The organism is Rubritalea squalenifaciens DSM 18772 (assembly GCF_900141815.1).
In the GTDB taxonomy this organism is placed as follows: domain Bacteria; phylum Verrucomicrobiota; class Verrucomicrobiia; order Verrucomicrobiales; family Akkermansiaceae; genus Rubritalea; species Rubritalea squalenifaciens.
This window is the reverse complement of the sequence record NZ_FQYR01000003.1, coordinates 987,755-1,012,823: the sequence shown is the minus strand read 5'-3', so window position 1 is coordinate 1,012,823 and position 25,069 is coordinate 987,755. Positions and strand designations below refer to the sequence as shown.

General features: G+C 51.6%; 22 protein-coding genes. 6 read left to right on the top strand and 16 right to left on the bottom strand.

Features of this window, described 5'->3' with window-relative positions; all coding sequences use genetic code 11:
* Nucleotides 1-40 precede the first annotated feature (40 nt).
* On the top strand, nucleotides 41-529 hold the full coding sequence (locus BUB27_RS09625; RefSeq protein WP_159434895.1) for a rhodanese-like domain-containing protein: 489 nt from the start codon (nucleotides 41-43) through the stop codon (nucleotides 527-529).
* Between the two features lie 5 nt (nucleotides 530-534).
* On the top strand, nucleotides 535-1,215 hold the full coding sequence (locus BUB27_RS09620) for a DUF3109 family protein (protein WP_143183589.1): 681 nt from the start codon (nucleotides 535-537) through the stop codon (nucleotides 1,213-1,215).
* Here BUB27_RS09620 and alr read toward each other — a convergent pair.
* From alr to BUB27_RS09605, 3 genes are all read right to left on the bottom strand, one after another.
* A complete protein-coding gene (alr, locus tag BUB27_RS09615) occupies nucleotides 1,212-2,297 on the bottom strand; it encodes an alanine racemase (RefSeq protein ID WP_234991723.1) in 1,086 nt (361 codons plus the stop codon). The genes BUB27_RS09620 and alr overlap by 4 nt on opposite strands.
* 33 nt (nucleotides 2,298-2,330) lie before the next feature.
* Entirely contained in the window at nucleotides 2,331-3,242 is a 912-nt protein-coding gene (miaA, locus tag BUB27_RS09610; RefSeq protein ID WP_143183588.1) for a tRNA (adenosine(37)-N6)-dimethylallyltransferase MiaA, read from the bottom strand.
* 112 nt (nucleotides 3,243-3,354) lie between these two features.
* A complete protein-coding gene (locus BUB27_RS09605) occupies nucleotides 3,355-3,963 on the bottom strand; it encodes an RNA recognition motif domain-containing protein (protein ID WP_143183587.1) in 609 nt (202 codons plus the stop codon).
* Between the two features lie 400 nt (nucleotides 3,964-4,363).
* Here BUB27_RS09605 and BUB27_RS09600 point away from each other — a divergent pair, with 400 nt between their 5' ends.
* The 3 genes from BUB27_RS09600 to BUB27_RS09590 all read left to right on the top strand — a co-directional run bounded on the left by BUB27_RS09600 (nucleotide 4,364) and on the right by BUB27_RS09590 (nucleotide 10,852).
* The gene (locus BUB27_RS09600) at nucleotides 4,364-5,293 is read left to right on the top strand and encodes a D-alanyl-D-alanine carboxypeptidase family protein (RefSeq protein WP_159434894.1); all 930 of its coding nucleotides are present in this window, start codon (nucleotides 4,364-4,366) and stop codon (nucleotides 5,291-5,293) included.
* A 326-nt stretch (nucleotides 5,294-5,619) separates the two neighbouring features.
* On the top strand, nucleotides 5,620-9,867 hold the full coding sequence (locus tag BUB27_RS09595) for a S8 family serine peptidase (RefSeq protein WP_159434893.1): 4,248 nt from the start codon (nucleotides 5,620-5,622) through the stop codon (nucleotides 9,865-9,867).
* A 130-nt stretch (nucleotides 9,868-9,997) separates the two neighbouring features.
* Nucleotides 9,998-10,852, top strand: a complete 855-nt coding sequence (locus tag BUB27_RS09590; RefSeq protein WP_143183584.1) for a DUF6263 family protein — start codon at nucleotides 9,998-10,000, stop codon at nucleotides 10,850-10,852.
* Between the two features lie 75 nt (nucleotides 10,853-10,927).
* Here BUB27_RS09590 and BUB27_RS09585 read toward each other — a convergent pair whose 3' ends face one another.
* Together BUB27_RS09585 and BUB27_RS09580 are read right to left on the bottom strand one after the other, a co-directional pair.
* Nucleotides 10,928-12,898, bottom strand: a complete 1,971-nt coding sequence (locus BUB27_RS09585; protein ID WP_143183583.1) for a fumarate reductase/succinate dehydrogenase flavoprotein subunit — start codon at nucleotides 12,896-12,898, stop codon at nucleotides 10,928-10,930.
* A 36-nt stretch (nucleotides 12,899-12,934) separates the two neighbouring features.
* The gene (locus tag BUB27_RS09580) at nucleotides 12,935-13,618 is read right to left on the bottom strand and encodes a succinate dehydrogenase cytochrome b subunit (RefSeq protein ID WP_143183582.1); all 684 of its coding nucleotides are present in this window, start codon (nucleotides 13,616-13,618) and stop codon (nucleotides 12,935-12,937) included.
* 198 nt (nucleotides 13,619-13,816) lie between these two features.
* Here BUB27_RS09580 and BUB27_RS09575 point away from each other — a divergent pair, with 198 nt between their 5' ends.
* On the top strand, nucleotides 13,817-14,245 hold the full coding sequence (locus tag BUB27_RS09575; protein WP_143183581.1) for a hypothetical protein: 429 nt from the start codon (nucleotides 13,817-13,819) through the stop codon (nucleotides 14,243-14,245).
* 82 nt (nucleotides 14,246-14,327) lie between these two features.
* Here BUB27_RS09575 and BUB27_RS09570 read toward each other — a convergent pair whose 3' ends face one another.
* The 11 genes from BUB27_RS09570 to BUB27_RS09520 are packed head-to-tail and all read right to left on the bottom strand — an operon-like array spanning nucleotide 14,328 to nucleotide 25,017.
* Nucleotides 14,328-15,764: an NADH-quinone oxidoreductase subunit N gene (locus tag BUB27_RS09570; RefSeq protein WP_143183580.1), complete on the bottom strand. Its 1,437-nt coding sequence runs from the start codon at nucleotides 15,762-15,764 to the stop codon at nucleotides 14,328-14,330.
* A gap of 19 nt (nucleotides 15,765-15,783) precedes the next feature.
* A complete protein-coding gene (locus tag BUB27_RS09565) occupies nucleotides 15,784-17,229 on the bottom strand; it encodes a complex I subunit 4 family protein (protein ID WP_143183579.1) in 1,446 nt (481 codons plus the stop codon).
* A 20-nt stretch (nucleotides 17,230-17,249) separates the two neighbouring features.
* Nucleotides 17,250-19,067 (bottom strand): NADH-quinone oxidoreductase subunit L, encoded by a 1,818-nt coding sequence (gene nuoL / locus BUB27_RS09560; RefSeq protein WP_143183578.1) that lies wholly within the window; start codon nucleotides 19,065-19,067, stop codon nucleotides 17,250-17,252.
* 37 nt (nucleotides 19,068-19,104) lie between these two features.
* On the bottom strand, nucleotides 19,105-19,428 hold the full coding sequence (nuoK, locus tag BUB27_RS09555) for an NADH-quinone oxidoreductase subunit NuoK (protein WP_143183577.1): 324 nt from the start codon (nucleotides 19,426-19,428) through the stop codon (nucleotides 19,105-19,107).
* Nucleotides 19,429-19,458: 30 nt separating this feature from the next.
* Complete coding sequence (locus BUB27_RS09550; RefSeq protein WP_143183576.1) at nucleotides 19,459-20,025, bottom strand: NADH-quinone oxidoreductase subunit J family protein; 567 nt, start codon at nucleotides 20,023-20,025, stop codon at nucleotides 19,459-19,461.
* A 38-nt stretch (nucleotides 20,026-20,063) separates the two neighbouring features.
* Nucleotides 20,064-20,474 (bottom strand): four helix bundle protein, encoded by a 411-nt coding sequence (locus BUB27_RS09545; RefSeq protein WP_143183575.1) that lies wholly within the window; start codon nucleotides 20,472-20,474, stop codon nucleotides 20,064-20,066.
* Between the two features lie 60 nt (nucleotides 20,475-20,534).
* Nucleotides 20,535-21,104 (bottom strand): NuoI/complex I 23 kDa subunit family protein, encoded by a 570-nt coding sequence (locus BUB27_RS09540; protein ID WP_143183574.1) that lies wholly within the window; start codon nucleotides 21,102-21,104, stop codon nucleotides 20,535-20,537.
* A gap of 33 nt (nucleotides 21,105-21,137) precedes the next feature.
* Nucleotides 21,138-21,512 carry a four helix bundle protein gene (locus tag BUB27_RS09535; protein WP_143183573.1) on the bottom strand — a complete coding sequence of 125 codons (375 nt, stop codon included), beginning with the start codon at nucleotides 21,510-21,512 and terminating at the stop codon, nucleotides 21,138-21,140.
* Between the two features lie 14 nt (nucleotides 21,513-21,526).
* Entirely contained in the window at nucleotides 21,527-22,822 is a 1,296-nt protein-coding gene (locus BUB27_RS09530) for a complex I subunit 1/NuoH family protein (RefSeq protein ID WP_143183572.1), read from the bottom strand.
* A gap of 49 nt (nucleotides 22,823-22,871) precedes the next feature.
* Nucleotides 22,872-24,614, bottom strand: coding sequence for an NADH-quinone oxidoreductase subunit G (locus tag BUB27_RS09525; RefSeq protein WP_143183571.1), 1,743 nt, complete (start codon nucleotides 24,612-24,614; stop codon nucleotides 22,872-22,874).
* 46 nt (nucleotides 24,615-24,660) lie between these two features.
* Nucleotides 24,661-25,017 carry a four helix bundle protein gene (locus BUB27_RS09520; RefSeq protein WP_143183570.1) on the bottom strand — a complete coding sequence of 119 codons (357 nt, stop codon included), beginning with the start codon at nucleotides 25,015-25,017 and terminating at the stop codon, nucleotides 24,661-24,663.
* Between the last annotated feature and the right edge of the window lie 52 nt (nucleotides 25,018-25,069).

Here is a 25,069-nt window from a genome sequence, read left to right as displayed (position 1 = left end):
TGTTGGGAATGCAGGCCCTGAAGTGCTAATGGTGCAAGTTATGAAACCGCAACGACTGCTGATGGCTACCCTCCTGATGGTAGGTTGTGTCGATCAGACTGAGATGACTGAATCCGTGAATGAGGCGGTGCCGGTGAAAGCTAAGCAGGAATCTCAGGATGTACCAAAGAAGGAGGATTCTGCTCCTGTAAAGAAGGGGGAAATCACTCAAGCTAGTATCGAGCAGGTTTTCGAATTGAAGACGCAAGGGAGAGCCGTTCTCATTGATACCCGACCTTCCATTTTCTTTGCTCTAGGTCACATTGACGGAGCGGAAAGTTTCCCTCTGAAGGAATTTACTGAGATCAAAGGTAAGCTCTTTGAGCGAGTGAAGCAGGTCAAGTCTGAGGGAAAAACAGTCATTATCTATTGTGCCAACGTGAAATGCCCCGACTCCCATGAGATGGCCGTTAAGCTTGCGGAGCAAGGTTATGATGTGAGCGTCTTCAAAGAAGGTTGGGAGCTCTGGAAAGAAGCGGGTCTAGATTAGTAGCGATGTTCAGCATCTACAAAGATACCGCGAGAATTGTTGGTGATCAGGTGCGCAGGGCTGATGTGGACCATGAGGCATTTTCCATGTTGATCAAACCTTGTGAGTTGAGTCGGTGCAAGGCGACTTGTTGCTATGACGGGGTTTATCTGGGTCTTGAGGAGGCGCGGGTCATCTATCAGCTGGTGGATGCCGCCCGCCCACGATTCGAGGGCTATGGCTTGGATTTACCTCAGGATGTACTGATGAGTGCTCGCGACGGTAGAGCGATCAAGACGATGGTGCGTGAGGCCAAGCCAGAGGAACTTGCTAAAGATTTTCCAAAGCACTTTGAGAAAACCAGATGTGTGTTTCTGGATGACTTGGGGCGCTGTGGACTACAGCGCATGAGTATGGAGGATGAACTTGGGGACTGGTACCTGAAGCCTCTAACATGCTGGATTCATCCTATCGTTATCTTGCCTCCCATGAATGAGAGGGAAGTGCCCTTGGTTACCTTAGTTAACCGTGATAATGACCCCCAGAAGAAGGAGGGTTATCCAGGATATGGTTCATGCACACACTGTGGGCGCGAGGACAAAGAGGGCATGCCTGCTTATCAAGTCTTGGAAGCTGAAATCAGAGCGTTGGGTAAATTGGCAGGGCGCGATATTCACGGAGAAATTCTTCTTAACCTCTCTCGTTAGAGGTAAATCCGAGTAACACGCGGAGTGATACCCGTTAGAATCTCCCAAGCAATGGTGCCAGCCTTCTGAGCAATTTCACTGACCAAAAGTTCCGGGCCAAAGAGTTCTACTTCATCACCAGTTTCACAATCGGGAAGGTCTGTGACGTCGACCATGATTTGATCCATAGTGACACGGCCAAGCAGCTTGCAGCGCTTACCCCTGATGATGACCTCGGTTCCTTTGCTAGACAGTGATCGTGGATAGCCATCACCATAGCCTGCACCGATCGTGGCCACGCGGGTGTCTCTCTCGAGAATTGTTTCGCGACCGTAAGAAATGCCATGGCCTTTTGGTAAAGTCCGTATGAGGGAGACTCGTGACTTCAGGGTCATCACTGGCATAAGCTCGTCCTGATACTCTAGCAATGGAGAGATGCCGTAGAGCATAAGCCCTGGGCGGACCATGTTCGTAATCTTGGAGCGATAGTCCAGTAAGCCCGCTGAATTGGCGATGTGGATGTACTGGAATTCGCTGGGATCAAAGGCGGATTCAAAGGTCTTGAACTGTGCCAGGGTGAAGGTCTTGTCTTCATCGGCCGAGGGAAGGTGGGATCCAATGCCTTCTACTGTAAGGTTTGGCAGACTCTTGATGTGTGCCAGGCCTTCGGTGAGCTGGTCAGGAAGGAATCCACCGCGTCCCATACCGGTGTCCAGAGTGATGTGGACAGGAAGGGGATCATTTCCTTGATTGAGCGTGTTGACGTGATCGGCTTCTTCTTTAGTTGATATAGAGATCACCCAGCGGTGATACACAGCCTCAGCGCGTTCGTCGGGAAATGTGGGGCCAAGTAGATAGATGCGTGTTTGGATTCCTATGGCCGCAAGACGCCGGGCTTCAATCACGCTAGCCACTCCGAAGAAGGGGAGGCCTTCGCTATCCAGAGCTTTGGCGATCTGCTCTAGGCCGTGTCCATAGGCTCCGGCCTTGAGTACTGCCATCACCCGCTGCCCTGAGCGTTCACGGGCTAGTTTGAGATTCTGTTTCAGCGCGGAAAGATTGATTTCCGCCCAAGTTCTCGGAGGTGACTGGATGCTCTTCACGTGCAACAGGTATGCGCTGGGTTGGTCGGGGAGTCAAATGGGATTATTAAGATCCCAATCTGAACATTGAGAACTAACAAGCGACTTTATATCTCGCTTCGCATCCATGGGGCGGGGGCTAAGCCATTGCTCTTTCTTGAACCAGGTGCGTTGGCGTTTGGCGTACTGACAGGTGGCAAAGAAGATCTTTTCTTCGCAGGTGGTGAGATCGATCTCACCATTGAGGTAGGAACGGATCTGGGGGACGCCGATGGCTTTCTCACAGGTGGCAGATAGCTCGGGATGACTACGCACTTCTTCGATCGCCCCGTTCTCGAGCATGAGCTTGGTACGCTTGGCGATGCGCCGGCGCAGAGCTTCGGGCTCCCACTGGAGAACGATGCCTTTGAGGTCTTTTTCTTTCTCTGCACATTTCTCAGCCCATTCATTCTTGATAGAAGACATGGGGCGTCCTGAGAGCAGGCAGATCTCCAAGGCTCGTATGACGTAGCGGGGGTTCTTGAGGTTGGTGATGGCGGCTCCCTCAGGATCGAGTTTCTGAAATTCCTCTACCAGGGACTCCTGACTGCGCTGCTCTAGTGCGGCTCGCAGAGAGTCATCACCCGCAGGAACCGGGGAGGGACCGTGAGTAAGGAACTTGAGGTACATGCCCGAGCCTCCAACGATGACGGCGGTTTTGCCTCTTGATTCGATTTCTTCGATGACTGGTTTGGCCAACTCCAGATAGCGCATGGCATCGAAGTTCTCGCTTGGTGAGAGTACGGAGAAGAGGTGATGGGGAACCTCGCTGAGCTCTTCAGCAGAGGGTGCTGCGGTAAGTGTTTCCAGACCTTGGTAGACTTGGTAGGCATCACCATTGACGACCTCGCCATGGAGTTGTTTGGCGAGTTCGATGGCGAGGGCTGATTTGCCAGAGGCTGTTGGACCGCAGACGTAAACGGGCATCGCTGAATAGTCTTGTGTTTGAAAAGGCGAGAAGCAAGCCCCTCTTGCCGTAAAAAGAAAACCCCGGCTCTCAGTATGAGGGCCGGGGTTCGATAAGTTGTTTGTGGAGAGCTTAGGAGGCGGAAACTTCAGAGTTGTCTGCTTCTTTAGCTGGGTCACTGTCCTTACGGGACTTGGAGCCGTTAACTACGAGCTGGCGGCCCATGAACGGCTGGTCGTGTAATACGTCCACAGCGCGCTTTGCTTCCTCAGTGTTGAGCATCTGAACGAAGCCGTAGCCTTTGGATTTGTGGGTATTACGGTTGTAGATGATTTCTACTTTCTTAACAGTGCCAATGCCTTTGAATAGGTCCTCGATGTCATATTCAGTAGCGTCATAAGAGAGGTTGCCTACGTAGAGGCGAGCGGATTCAACCGGGACTCTCTGTGGTTTGCGCTTACCGCCTGTTGAGGACTTGGCGTTGCGGGTATTGGACTTTGGTGCAGCGCTCTTGGTACCTTTATTGGTATTCTTCTGAGTTTGTTGCTGCTGCTTACGAGCTTTTTCTTCGTCGAAGAGGCCGATAGCTTTAAGGATTTTCTGCCACAGGGTAAGCTTGAGAGGCTTGGGTGGCTGCTGTGGGCGGTTTCTGTTGTTACGATTACGGTTACGGTTGTTGTTACGGCGTGGGCGGCGATTGCCACCTCCGCGGTTCTGTTGTCTGTTTGGTGTGTCTGACATGGTAGTCATGTATTTCGTTTCGGCGCGGGGTCTTGTGGCTCACCGGATGGTAAGGGTCCGATTCCCACCCGTTGCTGGCATGCATGCAATTTTTCAACGGAAGTGTGGGACTTGCTCGTGGGATATGTCGTTCCGAACCCGCCTCGCGCAGCATCCGGTAAGTGCCTTGTCGTGCTCCTGGGAGCAGCTCTTCCAAGGCGTCGAGCTGCGCCAACTTGGTGCGGTGTTCGTTAAAAGGCAAGTGGATTGTGACAAATTGAGGCTCGAAAAGATGTCAATTCTGTAACCAGAGCCAGATTCTTGGTTGATTGCTCCCTAAGGCGAGCTATTCTCTTGGCAACCAAGGGTCTGATTCAATTTTATGTGTTTTCTAAAGAAATTTATGGGGGTAGTAACGGCTGTGGCCGCATTTTCACAACCCATACTAGCTAAGGAGAGTTATGTGGTGGTGGAACGCCATTCTGGCAAGGTTTTGCTGGCTGATAACTCTGAGGTGAAGCGTCCTGTTGCCAGTCTGACCAAGATCGCCACAAGCAAGGTGGTTCTGGACTGGGCTCAGGCTACCAATACAAACCTGTCCACTATGATCACGGTGCCAAGTACCATCAATCTCGTGGGGGGAGCTAACCCGATGAGCTTGCAACCTGGTGATCAGATGACTCTCCGCGATGCACTCTATTCCACCTTGATGGGATCGGATAACAAAGCGGCCCTCACTTTGGCCGATCACGTAGGGCGTGAGTTGTTGATGAAACGACAGTTACAAGGGGATCCGGTAGGGGCTTTTGTCGTAGAAATGAACAAACTGGCTAAATCGCTGGGCATGACCCGCACAAAGTTTGCTACCCCGCATGGGCTTGTAGCTAATCCAAGGGATTCTTATTCTACAGCGTCTGATATTGCTCGCCTCTCCATGCACGTCATGAAGGACACGGCTTTTGGCTTCTATGTAAAACAGACTTCTCGCGAGATCAGTGTGACCAGAGCTGCTACTGCTTCAGAGAGCAAGGTCACTGTGGAGAATACCAATAAAATGCTTGGAGGTGAGCTGAAAATCAAAGGGATTAAAACAGGGACAAGTCAAGCAGCGGGGCAGTGCATTGCTATCTGTGCCGAGCGCCAGCCCTTTGTTCAGAAGCATGAAGACGGTGGGGCTACCGTGACTCCGGTTGAAATGGTTGTGGTTATTCTCGGGAGTGCGGATCGTGAGGGCCAGGGCAAGCGGCTTATTACCCAAGGCTGGCAAATGTATGACGGTTGGAGATCCGTCGGCTATCCAGCCACAGCTGACAGGAGGGAATTTATACTCCTGCCCGGTGGAAATTCCTAAATTCTTAAAAATTTAGCCCGAAATCCTTTATTCTATGACAAAGCACGCAGGTTTCTGCGTGCTTTTTTGTCATTATAGTTAAGAGGTTTTAACTAATTAATTTTCAATAGCTTCTTTGTGATGCCTTATGAGAGGGGGGATAGAGTGAGTACCTGTTGGGAGAGGTTGACTTAGGGCACGTGTAACCTGATGATACACAGTGATCTGGTATCATGCCCCCCACCCCCCAACACCAGGCGAGGCAGAAAAGCTGGATCGTGTGTGGCTATCGTATTTGTTCTTCCCCCCTAGCATGCGCGGTCTTGTCTTTTATATCACTTAGCCTTGTGCAGTGCGAGCGGACACCCGCTGGTGGCAGTGGCAATGGTGCCAGGGAAGGGGGAATTCAACAGCATGAGCTCGTCAGTATTCAAACAAGCTTACCTGAAGCTGAAACCGTTCTTCACGAACCCAAGCAAGAATGGCCAGCTAAGCAGGATGATACAGAGCTCGGTGGATTCAGTGGCCATAAGCTCACTGCGGAGAAAGAAGCAGAGTGGGAGCGAATCATCAAAGAGCGAGGCGAGGATCACTTCCGTAAGATAGTTCAAGAATTGGAGGATGAACGGGATGGGCTGAGGCTGGAAATGGATGGGCTGCGAGCCGGAGCGTTTCGGGATCCAAAATCTCGGAGAGAGTATGCAGAGAAACTGGCAACATGGAGTCGTGCTGAAAAAATGCACGCTTGGGCTCAAGCCAAACTATTAGGGATTGAAACGGCTGGGAGAGGCTCCGATGGAAAGGGATTTGAGCTTTTGAGGTTTAAAGACGGGCTACCAGTATATCGTACCACGTATAATGAGAACGCCGCGATCTCGAACGCCGCGAATCTCGTGGGTGCGGGTACGACCTATGATCTTACAGGCTTAGGTTTGAGAGTTGGTGTTTGGGATGAATCCAGCGTGAGAGCATCGCACCAGGAGTTTGGAGGACGGATCACTCAAGTGGATGGTGGTGGTTCTTACCTTTCTTCACACCAGACTCATGTCAGTGGAACCATCGGCGCGTCAGGCGTAAACTCTAAGGCGAAGGGTATGGCCGTAGAGGTAGAGGTGAGAAACCACGATTGGAATGATGATCTCGCGGAAATGACTACAGAGTCTGCGGCGACTCCCTCGGACCTTTCCATGCTCCCCGTGTCTAACCATTCTTATGGTTATCTGATGGGGTGGGAATACGGGAGTTATTCGGGAAACACCGGTTACCATTTCTTTGGGGATTTCTCGAAAGATGAGGACTCGGACTTTGGCAAGTATATCGGTGATCCGGTGATTATTGATGAGATCTGCAGCGCGAGTGGCTATTATCTGCCTTTCTGGTCAGCTGGTAATGACCGGAATGATGGCCCTGCTGAGGGAGCTACCATCTATTATTGGAACGGTTCATCCTGGCAATCCACAAGCTATAACCCCGATAACCATCCTGATACAGAGAAGAACCTTCAGTACGATACGATTGGTGGAAGTGCTGTCGCCAAGAATATCATGACGGTTGGTGCGGTGAATGATGCGGTGGTCAGTGGCGAGCGGTCAGTGGAAGCAGGCACGATGGCTTCATTCAGCAGCTGGGGGCCAACCGATGACGGGCGAATCAAGCCAGATATTGTAGCCAATGGGGTAGACCTCTTTTCAACCGACTCAAGCCGGGACAATGGATACAGTAGCAAATCCGGAACCTCGATGTCCTCTCCCTCAGCTGCAGGTGGATCCATTCTGATTCAGGAGCGCTATGGTGAGTATCATGCAGGTGAACTCATGATGGCGAGTACACTGAAGGCTCTCATCATCCATACTGCGGATGACTTGGGTAACGTGGGACCCGACTATTCTAATGGTTGGGGGCTGATGAATGTGAAGTCGGCTGTCGATCTGATCGATCTCGATTTTGAAAAGCCATCCAACCAGCACTTGGTGGTGGATAGTGTGAGCGCTGGTACCCCATCGCATAGTTACCGCTTGTTATGGGACCAAAACTCCAGCGTCATGAAAGCCACGATTTGCTGGACTGATCCCGCAGGGGATGAGGCCAATGGCGTCGTTGACTCCAGTACTCCAGTCTTGGTGAATGATCTGGATATCCGGATGGTCAGCCCAAGTGGCCAGACATTGATGCCCTGGGTGCTGGACAAAGACGCTCCACAAGCATCTGCGACCAGTGGAGACAATACTTTGGATAATGTGGAGCAGATCATTATCACGGATCCTGAACCAGGAGAGTATGTCTTAACCGTATCGTATAAAGGTTCCATTACTGGAGCCTCTCAGGTGTTCTCCTTGATCACTACAGGGCAAGACCAGGCTTCTGTTGGCGTATTCCCTGTTAGTCAGGTGTCGAGTCGGGGCATTCATGGACAGCTACCATCACCATCAGAGCATCAGTTCCGGGTAGTGAACAATACGGCTAGCGACAGCTCTTGGACGGTATCCTCTGATGTATCTTGGTTAAATTTGAGTCAGACAGCTGGTACGGCCACGGCTGGCAGTCAGAGTGTGATCGATGCCGAGCTGACATCATCAGTATTAGAAATGTCTCCTGGTACGTATACCGCCACACTCACTTTCACTAGTGCGTCTTTTGAAAACGTCTATCAGCGTGAAGTGCAGCTGACGATCTATGAAGCGGTCCCTCCCTCAGAGCAATTCGCTGTAGGGGATGGTTTTGATTTGAAAAACACCCAGCTGACATTCCTGCCGTCGTCAACAGGCTACGCCGTTTTTAAGGCCCCAGCTACCGACTTCCCTGTGGATACGCAGTTAGGCTCAGAAGCACTTCATAATGTATCTCCAGACTTTGGAAATTCAGATGATGGTCACTGGACACGCAACCTGGCACAGCCACTGACCTTCTATGGTCAGAGTGTATCGAGTCTTAATATCGGGACGAATGGCTTGGTGCGCTTCGGCAGTTCTGCCAATGATTACACGGAATCGATCAGCGAACACTTTGCCAACTTAGGCATCGCTGTTCTTTGGGACGATCTGAACCCGGCCTCAGCAGGTGCCATCTACTATCAGGAGTTTCCAGGTGCCAAGATCGTGGTCACCTACGAGGGAGTTCCTGAGTATGGTAGCAATGTAGGAAACTCGGTCCAACTGGAGTTATTCACGGATGGTACGGGTATCATTCGGCTGACCTATCTTGATATCAATTCGGCTGATAACATCATTGGCCTCTCTGATGGACAGGGGGTACCCGAAGGTTGGCCCTTCCCAGAGACTAACTTTGACCAGGCTCATGACTATCCTGTCCTGGCTTTCGATATACAGGATAACAGTATCCGGGAGGGGGATGGATCTACGGCCACTATTACGGCAAGTTTGTCAGAAAAGCCACCAGTCCCCATGGAGTTCCCTCTACGGTTCTTGGGGGGAGCCGAACTAGCCGATGTTTCGGGAATGCCGGAAGTATTGAACTTTCCTGTATTTGAACCAGAACAAACGTATTTGGTACAGGCGGTCGATGAGGATCTCATGGAGAATACTGAAATGATGGAGATTCAGGTGGAGTCTCACCCTTTACTTGATTTCATAGGCTCGTGGGAGTTGGTCATACTAGACGCTAGCAATCTACCTACGCCTCTAGCTAAGTGGCTGCTGGATGAAACGAATGCCAGTGATGATGCGATCGATAGTTCAGGGAATGGATTTGATGCTGAACCCAGTCTGTCAGGGGTGTCGGTGGTGGCGGGAAAACATGGGAACGCCAGATATTTGGATGGAGTAGATGGTTGTTTTACTTTTGGCTCGCTAGGTGCTGTAGGCAACGAGCTTACCTTGTCTGGATGGTTCAAGCGTGATGGTGATCAAACCAATGGTGTCGGATTGATCTTTCACCGGATGGGAGGTCAGTTGTTCGGACTACAATTGGGACCTAGCATGGACCTTCGCTACCGCTGGAATACATCGGATGGGCAGCAGGCTTGGTCTTCTGGGTTGATTATGCCCGACCAAGTTTGGGTATTTGTCGCTCTTGTTATCAGACCGGATGGAGCCACGATATACATGCACGATGGGACGAGTATGCAAAGTGCCAGCACTGCCATGACTCATGCTGTTTCGGATTGGAGTGCGGTGAGTCACTTAGGATGTGACCCGATCGCCAATCGTCATTTCAAGGGAGCAATAGATGATTGCCGGATCTACCCCTTGTCATTCAGTGATCGGGATATGGAGTTTCTGTTTCGTGAAGGGCTAAGCTCCGTTGAGCAGTATGCCTTTGACTCAGGAGTTCCTGACCAGAACATTTCAGCCGAGTTGGACCCGGATTTGGATGGCTTGCCTAATCTGCTAGAGCTGGCATTGGCGACCGATCCTAATAGCCCAGATAATCCCGTGATCCATGAATTTGTGGATGGGAAAATCAAACTGAAGTTCGACCGCCAAAACGAGGAACTGGTTTATGTGGAAGGGGAATGGTCTAACGATTTGGTGAACTGGTACGCATCAGGATTCGTTGTTACTGAAGAAGGGGTAGAGATACCCATGGATCAGGATACGAAATTTATCCGACTCAGGGCCACGGAGGTAAGCCCATGAAATTCCTGAGAAAGTTTGATTTTATGACGCTAACATGTTTGATTGTTGTAACCGGTGGAGTGCGTGAGGAGAATAGTCTCTGATGAATCCAGCGTGATTCTGCCAGCTAACTTAAAAAATTACCTATACTATGAAATATAAAGCACTTCTCGGTATTGTCGGTGCCTTGGCTATGAATGTTGGGGCCTATGCGCAATCGGCTAATCTCTCACTCAAGTGGGTTCCTGGTACAGTCTACAAGTACAGCACCACCCAAGACATGAACATGACGATGCCTATGGGTGGTAATCAGATGGCCATGACCAACAGCATGCTCATGAATATGAAGAATACCGCGGCGGAGCATCCGAAGGGCGTTGCTGTGAAGACGGAATACACCCGCCTCAAAATGACCATGATGATGGGCGGCAACGCCATGATGGAGTACGACTCTGAAAAAGGGGGGGGCAATGCGATGCTGGATGGTGCAATGAAGCCGATTTTGGAATCCGAGGTGACCGCTATTTACGACAAGAGCGGAAAACTACTGTCTATGGAAGGGCTGGATAAGCTCAAGGTGAACGAAGCTACAGGTATTTCTAAAGAGTCCATTGAGCAAATGGCCAAGCAGTCCTCTCAGATGCTGCCTAACAAGGAAGTCAAAGTAGGTGAGACTTGGAAGACCAAGATGGACATGCCAATGGGCAAGCAAGCCGGCGAAATGAAAATCAGCTTCGATATGAAGCTCGACTCAATCACTGGAAAAACTGCCAAAGTGTCCTTCTCTGGAGCGATGAATGGCGAAGTGGGCCAGGCGGGAGCCATGATGAAGATTGAGGCCAAGAAGATCGACGGTCAGTACGAATTTGATACTGAGCTGGGTCAAATTACCAAGATGGATATGAACTTGGATTTCAGCATGACCACCGCTGAAGCTGGTGGTATGAAAATGGAGGCCAAGACCATGACTAGCATGAAGTTGACGGGTACGGAGAAAGCCAAGTAAGTACTGGTCTTCCTACAACTCTACAAAAAAAGCCTGCTGGATAACTCCAGCAGGCTTTTTTGATGAAATCGAAGATTACTTGTAGCTTCGGATGGAAGGAGTGACGAACTCGAATACGAGCTCTTCCTTGTGAAGCTTAGGCTGTACGCCTTCACCTTGGTATTCCCAGGCAGCAACGTAGCTGAACTGGTCGTCGTGGCGCTTGGCTTCGCCAGCCTGAGTGCGGCCGTCCTGAACTTCTGGATCAGCTTCGGTGAACTGGTGCTCACCACGGAAGTGGCCACCGCAGGATTCTTCACGGTTAAGGGCATCGTAACACATGAGTTCGGCGAATTCGAAGTAGTCGGCGAGACGGCCAGCTTTTTCGAGTTCAGCATTGAGCTCATCGGCGTCGCCAGGAATGCGGACGTCTTTCCAGAATTCCTCACGGACTTCAGGGATGCGCTTGAGAGCATACTCAAGGCCTTCCTTGGTGCGCTCCATGCCACAGTAGTCCCACATGATGTTACCAAGTTCACGGTGGAAGGAATCCACACTACGCTTGCCCTTGATATTCATGAGCTTGTTGATGTGCTCCTTCGCGGCTGCTTCAGCTTCCTTGAACTCAGGAGCATCTGTGGTGACGGCACCTGGCTTCTGACCAGCGAGATAGACAGCGATGGTGGATGGGATCACGAAGTAACCGTCGGCAAGACCCTGCATGAGAGCGGAGGCGCCGAGGCGGTTCGCGCCGTGGTCGGAGAAGTTGGCCTCACCGAGTACGTGGAGCCCCTGGAGGTTAGACATCAGGTTGTAGTCAACCCAGAGACCACCCATGGTGTAGTGAACCGCTGGGAAAATCTGCATTGGAGTCTTGTATGGGTTCTCACCAGTGATCTTTTCATACATCTGGAAGAGGTTACCGTAGCGTGCACGGATAGTGTCTTCGCCGAGACGGTTGATCGCGTCTTTGAAGTCAAGGTAAACACCGAGACCAGTAGGCGCTACGCCGCGTTCGTCATCACAGGCTTCCTTGGCTGCACGGGAGGCAATGTCTCGTGGGCAAAGGTTACCGAATGATGGGTACTTACGCTCCAGATAGTAGTCGCGGTCTTCTTCTTTGATATCGAGAGGTGTCTTGCGGCCTTCACGGATTGCTTTGGCGTCTTCCTTGCTCTTAGGAACCCAGATACGACCGTCGTTTCGCAGGGACTCAGACATGAGAGTCAGCTTGGACTGGTAGTCACCACTCACTGGGATACAGGTAGGGTGGATCTGAGTGTAGCATGGGTTTGCGAAGTAGGCGCCTTTCTTGTGAGCCTTGTATGCGGCCATGACGTTACAGCCCATCGCATTGGTGGAGAGGAAGAATACGTTGCCGTAACCGCCGGAAGCGATACAGACCGCGTCAGCAGCGTGGGTTGTGATTTCACCAGTGGTGAGGTCACGAACCACGATGCCCTTGGCGTGACCGTCTACCTTGACGAGGTCAAGCATCTCGGTACGTGGGTACATGGTGACACCTCCTTTGCTGATCTCTTTCTCAAGTGCCTGGTAGCAACCGATGAGAAGCTGCTGACCAGTCTGGCCACGAGCGTAGAAAGTACGGGAAACCTGAGCGCCGCCGAAGGAACGGTTGTCGAGGAGACCGCCGTATTCACGAGCGAAAGGAACACCTTGGGCAGTAGCCTGGTCGATGATGTTGGTGGACACCTCAGCGAGACGATAAACGTTTGCCTCACGGGAGCGGAAGTCACCGCCTTTGATGGTGTCGTAGAAAAGACGGAAAACGGAGTCGCCGTCATTCTGGTAGTTCTTAGCTGCGTTGATACCACCCTGAGCCGCGATGGAGTGTGCGCGACGTGGGGAGTCTTGGTAGCAGAAGCACTTTACCTTGTAGCCGAGCTCAGACATGGTGGCTGCAGCTGCGCCGCCAGCAAGGCCGGAACCTACCACGATAACAGTGTACTTACGCTTGTTTGCCGGGTTGATGAGCTTGGAGTTCATCTTGTGGCTGGACCATTTCTGTTCAAGCGGGCCCTGTGGAACTTTGGAGTCGAGTGACATAGTCTTGGAAAGTTTTGATAGTTAAGTACTAGATGATTACTTCACGAAACCTGCAAGTACGGCGATAGGAATGGAAATGAAGCCGATCCAGATGACAGCAGTGTAGGCCTTGGCCAAGCCGTCGATGAGGCCAGCGCTTTTTCTTGAGCGAAGACCCAAGGTCTGGAAGATGGAAGCAACGCCGTGAGAAAGGTGGCTGCAAAGCAGGCTGATGGCGATGATGTAGAAGATGCTAACGAGAGGATTTTTGAATCCGAGGACAAGCATGCCGTAAGGGTTCCCTTCGTTTGCCAGAGCTGCAAGCTCAGCATCTACACGCACTGTGTAGTGGAGGATGTGGAAGATCACGAATGCAAGGATGGTGAGACCAGACCAGATCATCAGGCGTGATGAGCGGGAAGCGGTCATGGTGCCTTCGCACTGGTAGCGGTTTTCACGTGCCGCGCGGTTCGCTGTGGTGAGCTGGATGGTGGCTACGATGTGGAGAACAAAGCAAGTGAGGAGTACGATGCGTGCAATCCAGATACCTGCTCCGTGAGCCATACCATGCAAGAATTCAGCGTATTCATTGAAGTCTTCTGCGCCTACATAGACGAGAAGGTTACCAGCCAAGTGGCCTGCAAGGAAGCCGACGAGAACGATACCCGTGAGGGCTACTACGATCTTTTTACCAATTGAGGAGGACCAGAATTGGCACAGGGAACAGGAAGAATTGCTCATTATTAGTTTTTCGGTGTCGTGAACTTCCGGCTAGATAGGGGGAAACGGTGACAATTTCAAGTAGTGCCTTTGAAAAAATGGAGTCTTTATGAACCTATTTCCGAAATATGATGAATTATGCCGAAATATGCCGAAATATGCCCCTGAGCCTCCACTTTTGGTTGGATGATCAGGAGAAAGGTGTTAGGTTTTAGGGTGATGAAAGCATTATTCAGAGAGATTTATGATGAGATGGACGCGGAACTTTCCAAATCCCCAGATTTACGCGTCCAGCAATTGATCGATTTAGATGAAAATCTCGATGCTGGGATGGCCAAATTCGAAAGTGGCCTGACTCAGGATCAGCGTGCTGAGTGGGATGAGCTACGCAGCATGATTGATGAACTCAGACGCTATGCGAAGCTTGCCAAAATGCGACTCATCGCTGGAGACGAAGCGGTGAAAGAGAGACTGCGTGAAATCGAGCTCTCTATGGAGAATACTAGCGAGTACCAGGAAGCCGAGGTGGAGATCGAACGCTCCATGCACCAAACTAGAGGGATCGGTGATGTCTTTAAAGCGTTGCTGATGTGGAAGGATAGTCCTGAAGAGCGTCTCGCAGCGAAGCGAGAAGAGGAAGAAGACTAATTTCAAGTTTCATAGCATCTAAAACAAAAAGCCCCGCTTGAGTGATCAAGTGGGGCTTTTGCTTTGAAAAGTAGAGGGTAGCTTACCCGCCAACGATGGACATGATTGGCTGCGGGTAGATTCCGAAGACAATGATCGCGGTGGTGAACAGGATCAGGGCAAGCTTGGCAATCAGGCTGATTTGCAATGGCTCGCTCTTCTCAGGGGCGAACCAGTAGACGGCACGAATCACCTTGAAGTAGTAGTAGAAGCCAGAGGCTGCAGCGGCAAAGGCCACGACGAGCACTGGCCAGCTCACGATATCCAGATTGTTCACAGCAGCACCGAAGATGAAGAACTTACCAAGGAAGCCAGCTGTCAGGGGCACGCCTGCCATGGAAGCCATGATGATCGTTACGGCTAGAGCGAGGGTAGGGTTGCGCTTTCCTAGACCATTGAAGGCATCGATTTCGTCGGAGTCGTCGTTGTTACGGATCAGACCGAGAACGAAGAAGCCGGCGAAGGTCATGATGAGGTAAGTTGCCAGATAGAAGAGAACTGAGTCGAAGGACTGAGTGGCCATGCCAAGTAGGATGAATCCAGCGTGGGCAATGGATGAGTAGGCGAGCAGTCGCTTGAAGTTGGTCTGGGCAAGGGCGGCAAAGTTACCGTAGATCAGGGTAGCAGCAGCCATGAGCACGAGAATGGTCGCGACAGCTGGCTGGGTAGCTTCAGCCATTAGGAATGGCTTGAGGATGGTGATGGCGACACCGAAACCGGCAGCTTTGGAGGCTACTGAGAGGAAGGAGGTAATCGGAGTTGGCGCACCTTGATAAACGTCCGGGATCCAGAGTTGCATTGGAGCTGCACCGACCTTGAAGCCAAGGGAGATGATGATGAGGGCAAGACCGTAGAGAAGAGCAGGAGAACTGGTGATTGGGCCAGCAGCAATTGCTGCAAGATCAGTAGTCTTTGTAGCCCCATAAAGCCAGGCGATACCGTAGACAAGGAAGCCTGTAGAGAGGGCTCCGAGGATGAGGTATTTTACACCCGCTTCGAGGGAACCAACGTTACGGCGCATGTAGGCGACCATTACGTAGAAGGTGATGGTGACAAGCTCGAGAGCTACGAAGATGGAGACGAGGTCAGTCGCGGAAGCCATCCACATCAGGCCTGCGCAGGCGAAAACAGGGAGGCAGTAGAATTCACCAGTGTTGTTTTCCGTAGCGTCCGGGCAGGTGTAGCGGTTCAGGATCTTGCGGAAGTCGTAGCTCATGAGGAGTACGATGATGGTGGAAACGAGGGCAAAGCCTTTGAAGAAGACTGTGTATTCTCCAATTCCGTAGAAGCGGCTCATCCATTGTGGGACTTCACAGGATGTACACGGGCAGCAAGTGGACCAGATCAAAACGATAAGAGCCACGGTCAGACCTCCAGCGCCAGCGAGAGCCAGGATGGATTTGTTTTTTGGCGAAGCAAAAGCCTCCCACATCAAGAGGGCGAGACCAAAGCCAGCAACAAAGAACTCAAGTAAGTGCATAATAAAGAATCAGAAGAGATTATTTGAGAAGGTTGAGAAGAATGTTCGGGTAGAAGCCCACCACCAGCAGGACAGCGGCGAGAAGAATAGCCGGAGCTTTCTCTGCCAGTGAGAGGTCAGTAGCGTGCTCGGTGCTGCGCAGTGTGTCGCCTTGGAAGGTGTGACGGAAGGCGCGGAGCATGTAGACAGCGGAGATCACAACACCCCAGATGGCGATGATGGTAGCGATCTGAACAGGGCCGAGATCTTTGGTTTGGTTCCAGCCCTCAAAGCCGGAGAAGAAGACCATGACTTCACCCGCGAAGTTTGCGAGACCCGGAAGGCCGATGGAGGCCATGCCTGCGAGACCGAAGAGGAAGGCGAGGCGCGGAGCTGTCTTGGCAAGACCGCCGAGTTGGTTGATTTCCAGTGTCTTGGTTTTGGCCTCGATACGATCAGCAAGCGCGAAGGAGAGGGCGATGGAGATACCGTGTGCAAACATCAGCAGTGTTGCAGCGGATGCGGCGAGGGTGTAGGAACCGTCGGCATTCTGGATTTTTCCATCAGAAGCAATGAGTGCAGCGATAGCGAGGAAGATGTAGCCCATGTGCATCACGGAGGAGTTACCCAGCATGAGGTCGAGGCGTTTCTGGTTGATGGTTACCAGACCTACCCAGATGATGTTGCAGAGTAGGAGCACGAGAAGAAGGTTCAGCCAGTGCTGCATGCCTTCTGGAGCGACAGCGAGACCAACGCGAAGGAGACCGTAGAGACCGAATTTCTTGAGAACACCGGAGTGAAGCATCGCTACCGGAGCTGGTGCGGATGCATAAGCTGGTGCCGCCCAAGAGTGGAACGGGAAGAGGGAAACCAGTGTGCCGAAGCCGATGATGAGCAGGATGGCGACGTTTTTCTGGGTGTCTACATCTGCGATGGCTTTAAGGTCTTCAAAGGCGAAGCTGCCAACTTGTCCAGCGGCTAGAAGGATGCCAGCGAGTAGGACGATGGAGCCGAAGGCGAGATAGACGGTAGCTTTCCAGGCGGCTTCCTTGCGGTCGCCACGACCGAGGATGCCGATCATGAGGAAGGTTGGGATGAGTGCCAGCTCGTGGAAGGCATAGAAGAAGAACAGGTCGGTAGAGACGAAGGCGCCGATCGCCCCGGCCGCGATGAGCAGGATGCTGCCGAACCAGAGTTTTTCCTTACCTTCTGGGCAAGTGCCACTGAGAGCTGCCGCCAGAGTGACGATGGTGGAGAGCAGCAAGAGAATGCTGCTGATCCCGTCAATGCCCAAGCTCAGGTGGATCGAAGGATTTTCGAGGACTTGTAGGCTGAAACCGCTAGCACAGGACTGGCAGAGAACAGCAGCAATGGAAGTGACCAGATTCACAGCCGCCGCGCCGAGAGTCGTCAGGCGTGCCGGCGCTCCAAAAAAGATAGCGACTGCTGCGAGGATGGGGATGAGGATGAGTGCGAGTAGCATCATTGTCTTTCAGTTGGGAAAAATTAGATGAAAACGGTGAGGTAGATGACGAGGATGATTCCGCCGCCAAGTAGGTAAGCGTAGTTCTGCAGGTTACCGGACTGCATGGTGCGGCGGAAGATGCCGCCAAGACCTTGGGCTGTGCGGGTGAGACCACCAACAATCAGTCCATTGATCACAAATTGGTCGAAGAAGTCCACGATGGCTGCACCGATGTCCTGCACGTATTTGACGAGACCGCCGTAGAATTCATCCACGTAGAACTTATTGCGGAAGACCTTCATGATGGCATTGCCCTTAAGTGGATCACGGTCTTTGCCGAAGTAGAAGATGAAGGCGAGAACCAGACCGATGGTGAAGGCTCCGATGGAGGTCCAAAGAATGTCGTTCATTGCAGGCTTCGCGTGGAATGGAATCGGCTTTCCGCTGGCTGTTTCGTCCCATGGGAAGAACTGGCTGAGGAAAGGAGAAGCAAGAGCCATGACTGCCAAAACAAGCAGCGGTAACGACATGAGTGGTGATACTTCTTTAGCTTCTTCTGCACCATGTCCTCGAGCTTTGCCAAGGAAGGCAACGAAGAACAGACGGAACATGTAGAAGGTGGTTAGCATAGCAACAAATGCAGCTACCCAGAAGAGTGGCTGATGGTGGGCTGCGTGAAGGATGCCTTCTTTTGAGTAGAAACCTGATGTGAATGGAACTGCGGTAAGAGCAGCTGTACCAATGAGGAACGTGATCGCTGTAATAGGCATCTTTTTGAACAGTCCGCCCATTTTCCAGATGTCCTGCTCGTGGTGGCAGGCATAGATGACGGCACCGGAACCCAGGAAGAGAAGTGCCTTGAACCAAGCGTGGGTGTAGAGGTGGAACATGCTAGCCTCTGGTGCAATGAGGCCCACGGCCATCACCATGTAACCAAGCTGGGAGAGGGTGGAGTAGGCGAGGATCTTTTTGATGTCGTCCTGCTGAGTCGCCATGAGGGCGGCAAAAAGTGAGGTGAGGCCACCGATCCAAGCGATGGTGCTAGCAGAGCAAAGAGGCACTACGTCAACGCCGACGGAAAGGAAGAGGCGGGCCATCATGTAGACACCGGCAGCCACCATGGTCGCCGCGTGGATGAGGGCGGAAACAGGGGTCGGACCTTCCATGGCGTCTGGAAGCCAGACATGGAGTGGAAGCTGGGCGGACTTGCCGATCGCACCGCAGAAGATGAGAAGAACGGCTGCGCCGAAGAATGGAGTCGCCTGAGTGAGGCCTGCTTCACCCATCTCAGCAAAGGTAAAGGTGGCGGTGAGGCCCCAGAGCATGAGGATACCGATGATGAAGCCGAAGTCACCCACACGGTTGGAGAGGAAGGCTTTCTTGGCCGCGTCGGCAGCCGTGTCCTTCTTGTACCAGTGACCGATGAGCAGGTAGGAAGATAGACCAACGAGCTCCCAGAAGATGAACATCATGATGAAGTTGTTCGCGAGGACAATACCCGTCATGGAGAACATGAAGAGGGAGAGGTTGCCGAAGTAGCGTGCCTTCGCATCGTCATCCTTCATGTAGCCGAGGGAGAAGAGGTGGACGAGGAAACCAATGCCGGTCACCACGATCATCATGCCGGTGGAGAGCTGGTCGAGCTTCAGGCCGATATCGATATGGAAGTCGCCAACAGATATCCAGTGGATTGGGGCTGGAGTATCCGTGCTGCCAAGTAGCAGGAAGGAGAGGGCTAGGCCAATGCCTGTAGCTACAGTGCCGAGCACGGCAGCGATCGTCGCCAATTTCTGTCTGAGCAGAAAGTGGATGATGATGGCACTAACGAGAGGTAGGAAGAGTAAGATCCAAGCTTGCATGGGATGAAACTTATAGAGCTAGTGATTAGAAAATGGGTTATCCTTTGAGGCTGGTGAGGTCGTCCGTGGAGACTGTCTGTCTAGCGCGATAGAGCGCGACGATGATGGCGAGACCTACAGCAACTTCAGCTGCAGCCACGGTGATGATGAAGAAGACAAGCATCTGTCCGTCATAGTCAGGCAGTCCATCTGCACCGAGATTCGCTCTGGAGAAGGCGACCAAGGTGAGGGATGCCGCAGCGAGCATGAGCTCCAGGCACATGAAGATGACAATGATGTTCCGACGGATGATGACTCCTGCCAAACCAATGGCGAAGAGGAGGCCGGACATGAAAAGGTATTCTGTGAGACTAGCAGTCATTGGATAGGAAAAGGTTCAGGTTGCTTGTGTCTAGCCTTTGGATTTGAGTTTCTTGGAGAGAGCCACACAGCCCACGGTGGCGACAAGCAAGAGTACGCCCACAACTTGGAGGGGGAAGTTGTAGTCAGTGAAGAGTTTCTGGCCGATCAGGTTTACATCGGGGAGATCACCGCTTTCCAAGCTAGCTTTGGCAGTTCCTTCAGGAAGGCTCTGGGCGCTGATCGCCATGGATTCCTTGGTGATAGGTGTGAAGTCGCCAAGGTTGCTTGTCTGGAGGACGGCAATGAGCTGGAGGACTAACAGAAGAGGTACCATGATGCCTGCAGAGATGAAGGATAGTCTGCGGGTCTTGCCTTCTTCCTTCTTGATATCAAGAAGCATGATGATGAAGAGGAAGAGGACCATGATGGCACCTGCATAGACGAGGACTTGAAGAACACCGACAAAGTAGGCATTCAGTCCAACAAACAGAGCAGCGAGACCGATGAAGGAGGTAATCATCGCGAGTGCACTGGAAACCGGGTTCTTCAGCGCTACTACGCAGATACCGCCCGCAAGCATGATCAGTGCGAAGATGTAGAAAAGTGGTGTAGGCACGATAGTTAAGAGTGATTGGTTAGGTGTTAATTGGTTAATTAGCAGCTCTGGGGAGCTGATTGATTTTTTGATTTGTTAGCGGAACGGTAGAGGTAATTGATGTAGCCGTTTAATAGTTTAACTGACTTTTCAAAGTATTCTCTGGAGGTAGATAGATTTTGTTCTGTAGTAAATCCTTCGTCGCTAGCTGTGATGATGTGTTCGAGAGCTTCATAGAGAGAGCCACGAGCGTTTGAACAAAACTTGGCATTATCGAGGTGATGAAACCTTCCGTAGCCTTCGGCAATGTTCGCTGTTGTGGATCTAGCGGAATCTTTTAACTGCTTAGCTAATTCAAATTCTTTTTGCTGGTTGAGAGATTTTGCAATCACAGTACATGCAAAAATGCGGAACTCCCTACATGCTTTGTAGGCTTCCAAATCTTCAAATGATGTAATCTGTGTTTCCATATTTAGATCAGCACACCAGTGCTGCAAAATCTCTAATAACTTTTAACCGATAACTGTTAACTATTTTAGTTCATTCCACTTGTTGACGAGGCCGACACGCTTGCCGCCGATTTCGTACAGCTTCTCTTTGTTGTGAACCATATCTTCACGGGATGTCCCGGTGATGGCGTAGTCTTTGCGGAGGAAGATGGCTTGCTCAGGGCAGACCTCTTCACACATGCCGCAGTAGATGCAGCGGATCATGTCGATATCGAACTCCTTAGGACGCTTCTCGACTTTGGACCACTCGTCATCGGCTGGAATCTCACCAGGAATGATCTTGATGGCCTTAGGTGGGCAGATGAATTCACAGAGCTGGCAGGAAACACAGCGTTCGCGGTCTTGCTCGTCAGTAACGAGGGCAGGGGCGCCCCGGTAGTGCTCTGGCAGCTGGTCATCCCATTTCTGCTCAGGGTACTGCATGGTGATACCCAAGCCGGATGATTTGAGGCTATCGGCACCGCGTGACTTACCAATCATGGATTTGAACGCGTGCTTCAGTGTGACGAGGGCACCTTTGGCGAGGGCGATGAGATAGATTTTCTCACCGGCGTCGAGCTCAGGTCGCTTCAGTTTTTTTACTTCGGCCATTATAATTTAGAATTGGGAATCAGGAATTGAGAATCAAGAAGAGCTTTTCTCTGTATGCGGGACACCTTTGATTAGTCCGCCGATAAGGCGTTCGACTTCATTCGCGAGTAATCTTGTGTCTGTTGTATCTGCATAATTGAGGTCTTCTGCGAGTCTGAGTTGGTAATGAGCTTCTTTCAGAGAAGCTTGAGCGATGTTGTAGAAGCGTTTCTTTTCATTGCTGCCCCAGCGTCCAAATCCTTCGACAATATTGGAGGGAATTGAAACTGCGGCGCGTCTGAGTTGGGAGGTTAGTCCGAAGAGTTCTTCTTTTGGAAATGTGTTCGTTGTTTGGTAGATTCTAAGCACCAGAGCATGAGCCTTTTGCCACGCTACAAGATCTTCATATGAATGAATCTTGGTGCTCATTATGCGCTTGGATTCTAGTTTGCTAGTTCTTGATTCTTAATTCGTGATTCTGTCTTCTTATCGAGGCTCTTTGCGATCATGACCATGACTACGGAGAAGATCACAATTCCGGCGGCAAGGGCTGCTACGGCCACACCTTCACCACGCTCAAGCATGCTAGGTGCTGCGATGATGAGGGCTGCGACGAGGATATTGATGAGGGCGAGTTCAAAAAAGACGACCCAGCCCAGCTTCATGAGCTGGTCGTAGCGGAAACGTGGGACAGTCCAGCGAACAAGAATGAAGAACAGGATGAAGGCGACCACTTTGGTAAGGAAGGCGCCGAGGTGGATGAGACCAGCATAGTCAACCCAAGAACCATCTGGATTCTTGAGGAGTTCATCGAGACCGAAACCGAGTGACCAGCCTCCGAAGAAGAGGGTGACAATGAGGGCGGAACCTACAATCATCGCGGCGTATTCACCGAGGAAGAAGAGAGCGAACTTCATGGAGGAGTACTCAGTGTGGTAACCACCAACGAGCTCGGTTTCGCATTCAGGAAGGTCGAAAGGCATGCGGTTGGTCTCCGCGAAGATGGAGATGGTGAAGATGAAGAAGGAGATCACAAGTGGGATCAGCAGGAAGGCGCCGAAGGCTCCGCCAAATTCGTAGAGGCCGAATTGGAAAGCACCATTTTCCCAAGTAAAGGGGAGCAGGAGCCAGCCGTTGTTAGCCTGCCACTCAACGATTTTGGTCAGGTTGAGCTCACCGAAGATCATGAGCACAGGGATGATGGAAAGGCCGAGGGCGATCTCGTAGGAAATCATCTGCGCACAGGAACGAACACCACCAAAGAAGGAGTATTTATTGTTGGAAGCCCATCCGGCAAAGGTAATTCCGTATACGGAGAGGGAAGCGATCGCGAAGATGAAGAGTGGACCTACGGAGAGGTCAGCAATGACCAGCTTTTCACCGAAAAGTTCCGAACCGAATGGGATGACTCCGAGTGTGAGGAGTGCTGGCACCATGGTAAGTGCTGGAGCAATCCAGAAGAAGAACTTGTTCACGTGTGCCGGTACGAAGTCTTCCTTGAGGATGAACTTGAGACCGTCAGCCAGTGGCTGGAGCAAACCTTGCAGCGGGATGTCCTTTTTGAAGCCGAACAAGGTAAGCGGAATACCTGTGCGGTTTGGGCCTACGCGGTCCTGGATTACCGCTGAGAAGCGGCGCTCGGCGTACACGGAGTAGGCGATGATAGGAAGAGTCAGCACAAAGGTGAAACCAATGATTTTTGCCAGTGTGATGAGGATGAATGTTAGGTCGATGTCCATGGTGGCGATATAGTTGACCGGAGAGGATTAATTAGATGGATAAAATGGATTAGCCGACGATTTCGCGGTTGGCGACACGCTCCTTCTCGCGTTCGAGAAGTGGAATGCTTTCTCCTGTCTCGATGAGCTGAGTACCTTGGTCACCAATCTTGGAAAGAGTGATGCCTTCAAATGCAGGAACAGCCTGAGCGATGATCTTGATGACGTCCTCAAGCATGTAGAGGTCATTCTTCTCACCTGTGTAGGCGAGAATGAGATCGCGGATGATTTCCCAGTCGTCACGGGCATTGCCAGGAGCTTGAACCGCTTGGTTTAGACGCTGGAGACGTCCAGTAACGTTGATCATGCTGCCCCGCTTCTCTGCAAAGCTGGAGCTAGGGAGTACGATGTGGCTGGCGTGTGCAGTTGGGTTTGCGATGATATGGGAAGAGATAATGAGCTCAGCCTTACCCAAGTCTTCATGGCTGAATCCAGCGGCCTCAAAGAGGTCCTCATTGAGAACGATGAGAGCTTTGATCGTGCCGTCTGCGAGACCAGATTTGATAGAGCCAAGATTGTTGACGGCATTTTCGCCGAGGATGAGCTTGGCTCCGTTGGTGTTCGGGTTGCGATCAGAAGAGATAAGTTTACCATCGGCTTCACCTGTTCGTGGCACGGTAGCGATAGCTGTTGTGCCGATCACGTCCGCGAGAGTCTTGGAAAGAAAGAGTTCCTCGTTGGTCTGGCGGGCGGAAGCAATGACGGCGACTTCGGAAGCCTCGAATTGCTTGAGTGCATCGACAGCTGCCTCTAGGGCGGAATCCCAGTCAGTAGGTTCATGGCTGTGGCCGACCTTGATCATTGGATCAGTGAGGCGGTTGTCACCTTGTACCTCATGGAAGGAGAGGCGGTGAGAGTCTGGCATCCACTCAGAATTGACGTCGTTGTTGAGACGTGGAGTGACTCGGTAAATTTCGTTACCGCGCGTCCAGATTGTGGTGTTACAGCCAGTAGCACAGTTGACGTCGATAGACTTGGTCTCCTTGAGGAACCAGACGCGCATCTGGAAGCGGAAGTCTTTGGAAGTAAGAGCTCCCACCGGGCAGAGGTCGATCGTGTTCATGCCGTAGTTGGAATCAAGCTTGCGATCCGGGTGGCAGGAAAGGGTGGTGTGAGTGCCTCGGTCGGTGAAACCGAGAACTGCGTCGTCAGCAACTTCATCCATGAAACGGATACAGCGTGAACACATGATGCAGCGCTCGTCATCGAGATTGATACGCGGGCCGATGTCTACGTTCTTTGGCTTTTTGACCTTGTCTTCGAGGAAGCGGGACTGGCCGCGGCCGTGCTCGACGGAGAACTCCTGAAGGGTGCATTCGCCGGCCTGATCGCAGATCGGGCAGTCGAGCGGGTGGTTGATGAGGAGGAACTCCATCACTCCTTCACGTGTCTTCTCCACGAGCTCACCCTGGGTACGGATACCCATGTTTTCAGCAACCGTATTCGCGCATGCGATTACCGGGCGCGGCATCCAGCCAATTTCCTGATAGCCTTTCTCATCATACTCAGGCTCTTGGCCTGGAGCAAGACGTGGTGGCATGCCCATCTGAACCAAACACATACGGCAGTTACCCGGAGAGGAAAGCTTCGGATGGTAGCAGTAGTGCGGGACTTCCTTTTCAGCCATTTTGCAGGCCTCGATCATGCGGGTGCCTCTCGGTACCTGGATCCAGTGACCGTCAATCTGGACGTTGACCATGCCTTTCTCGGCGGCGAGGTCTTTAGGGAGCTGCGTTGTTGGTGTGTCGGACATCGTTGGTTTGTAATGAGTGTAGCTAGTAGGGAGTAGCTGGTAGCTATCAATACTGGCGTATTGATTTGATGAAATTGGTTAGTAGCCGTTTGGTCTCTTCTGCGAGATTATGAGCAATGACTGGATCTGCATACTTCAAATCTTTAGCTAAAAGCAACTGATAGTCAGCTTCGGCTAGAGAGGCTTCAGCAATGTTATAAAATCTTAGTTTGTCCTCGTTATTCCATCGGCTAAATCCTTCAGCAATGTTTGAGGGGACTGAGATTGCCGCTCTACGTAATTGAGAGGTGAGCCCGTACTTTTCGTCTTCAGGGAAGAATTTTGTGAGCGCATAGACTTCAAGAACGAATGCGTGTGCTCGTTCCCAAACTTTGAGGTCTCTGTATGTCTTTGCGGCTTCCATTGTTTAGCTACTTCCTACCTGCTACTTGCTACGGTTAGTGCTGATGTGTAGG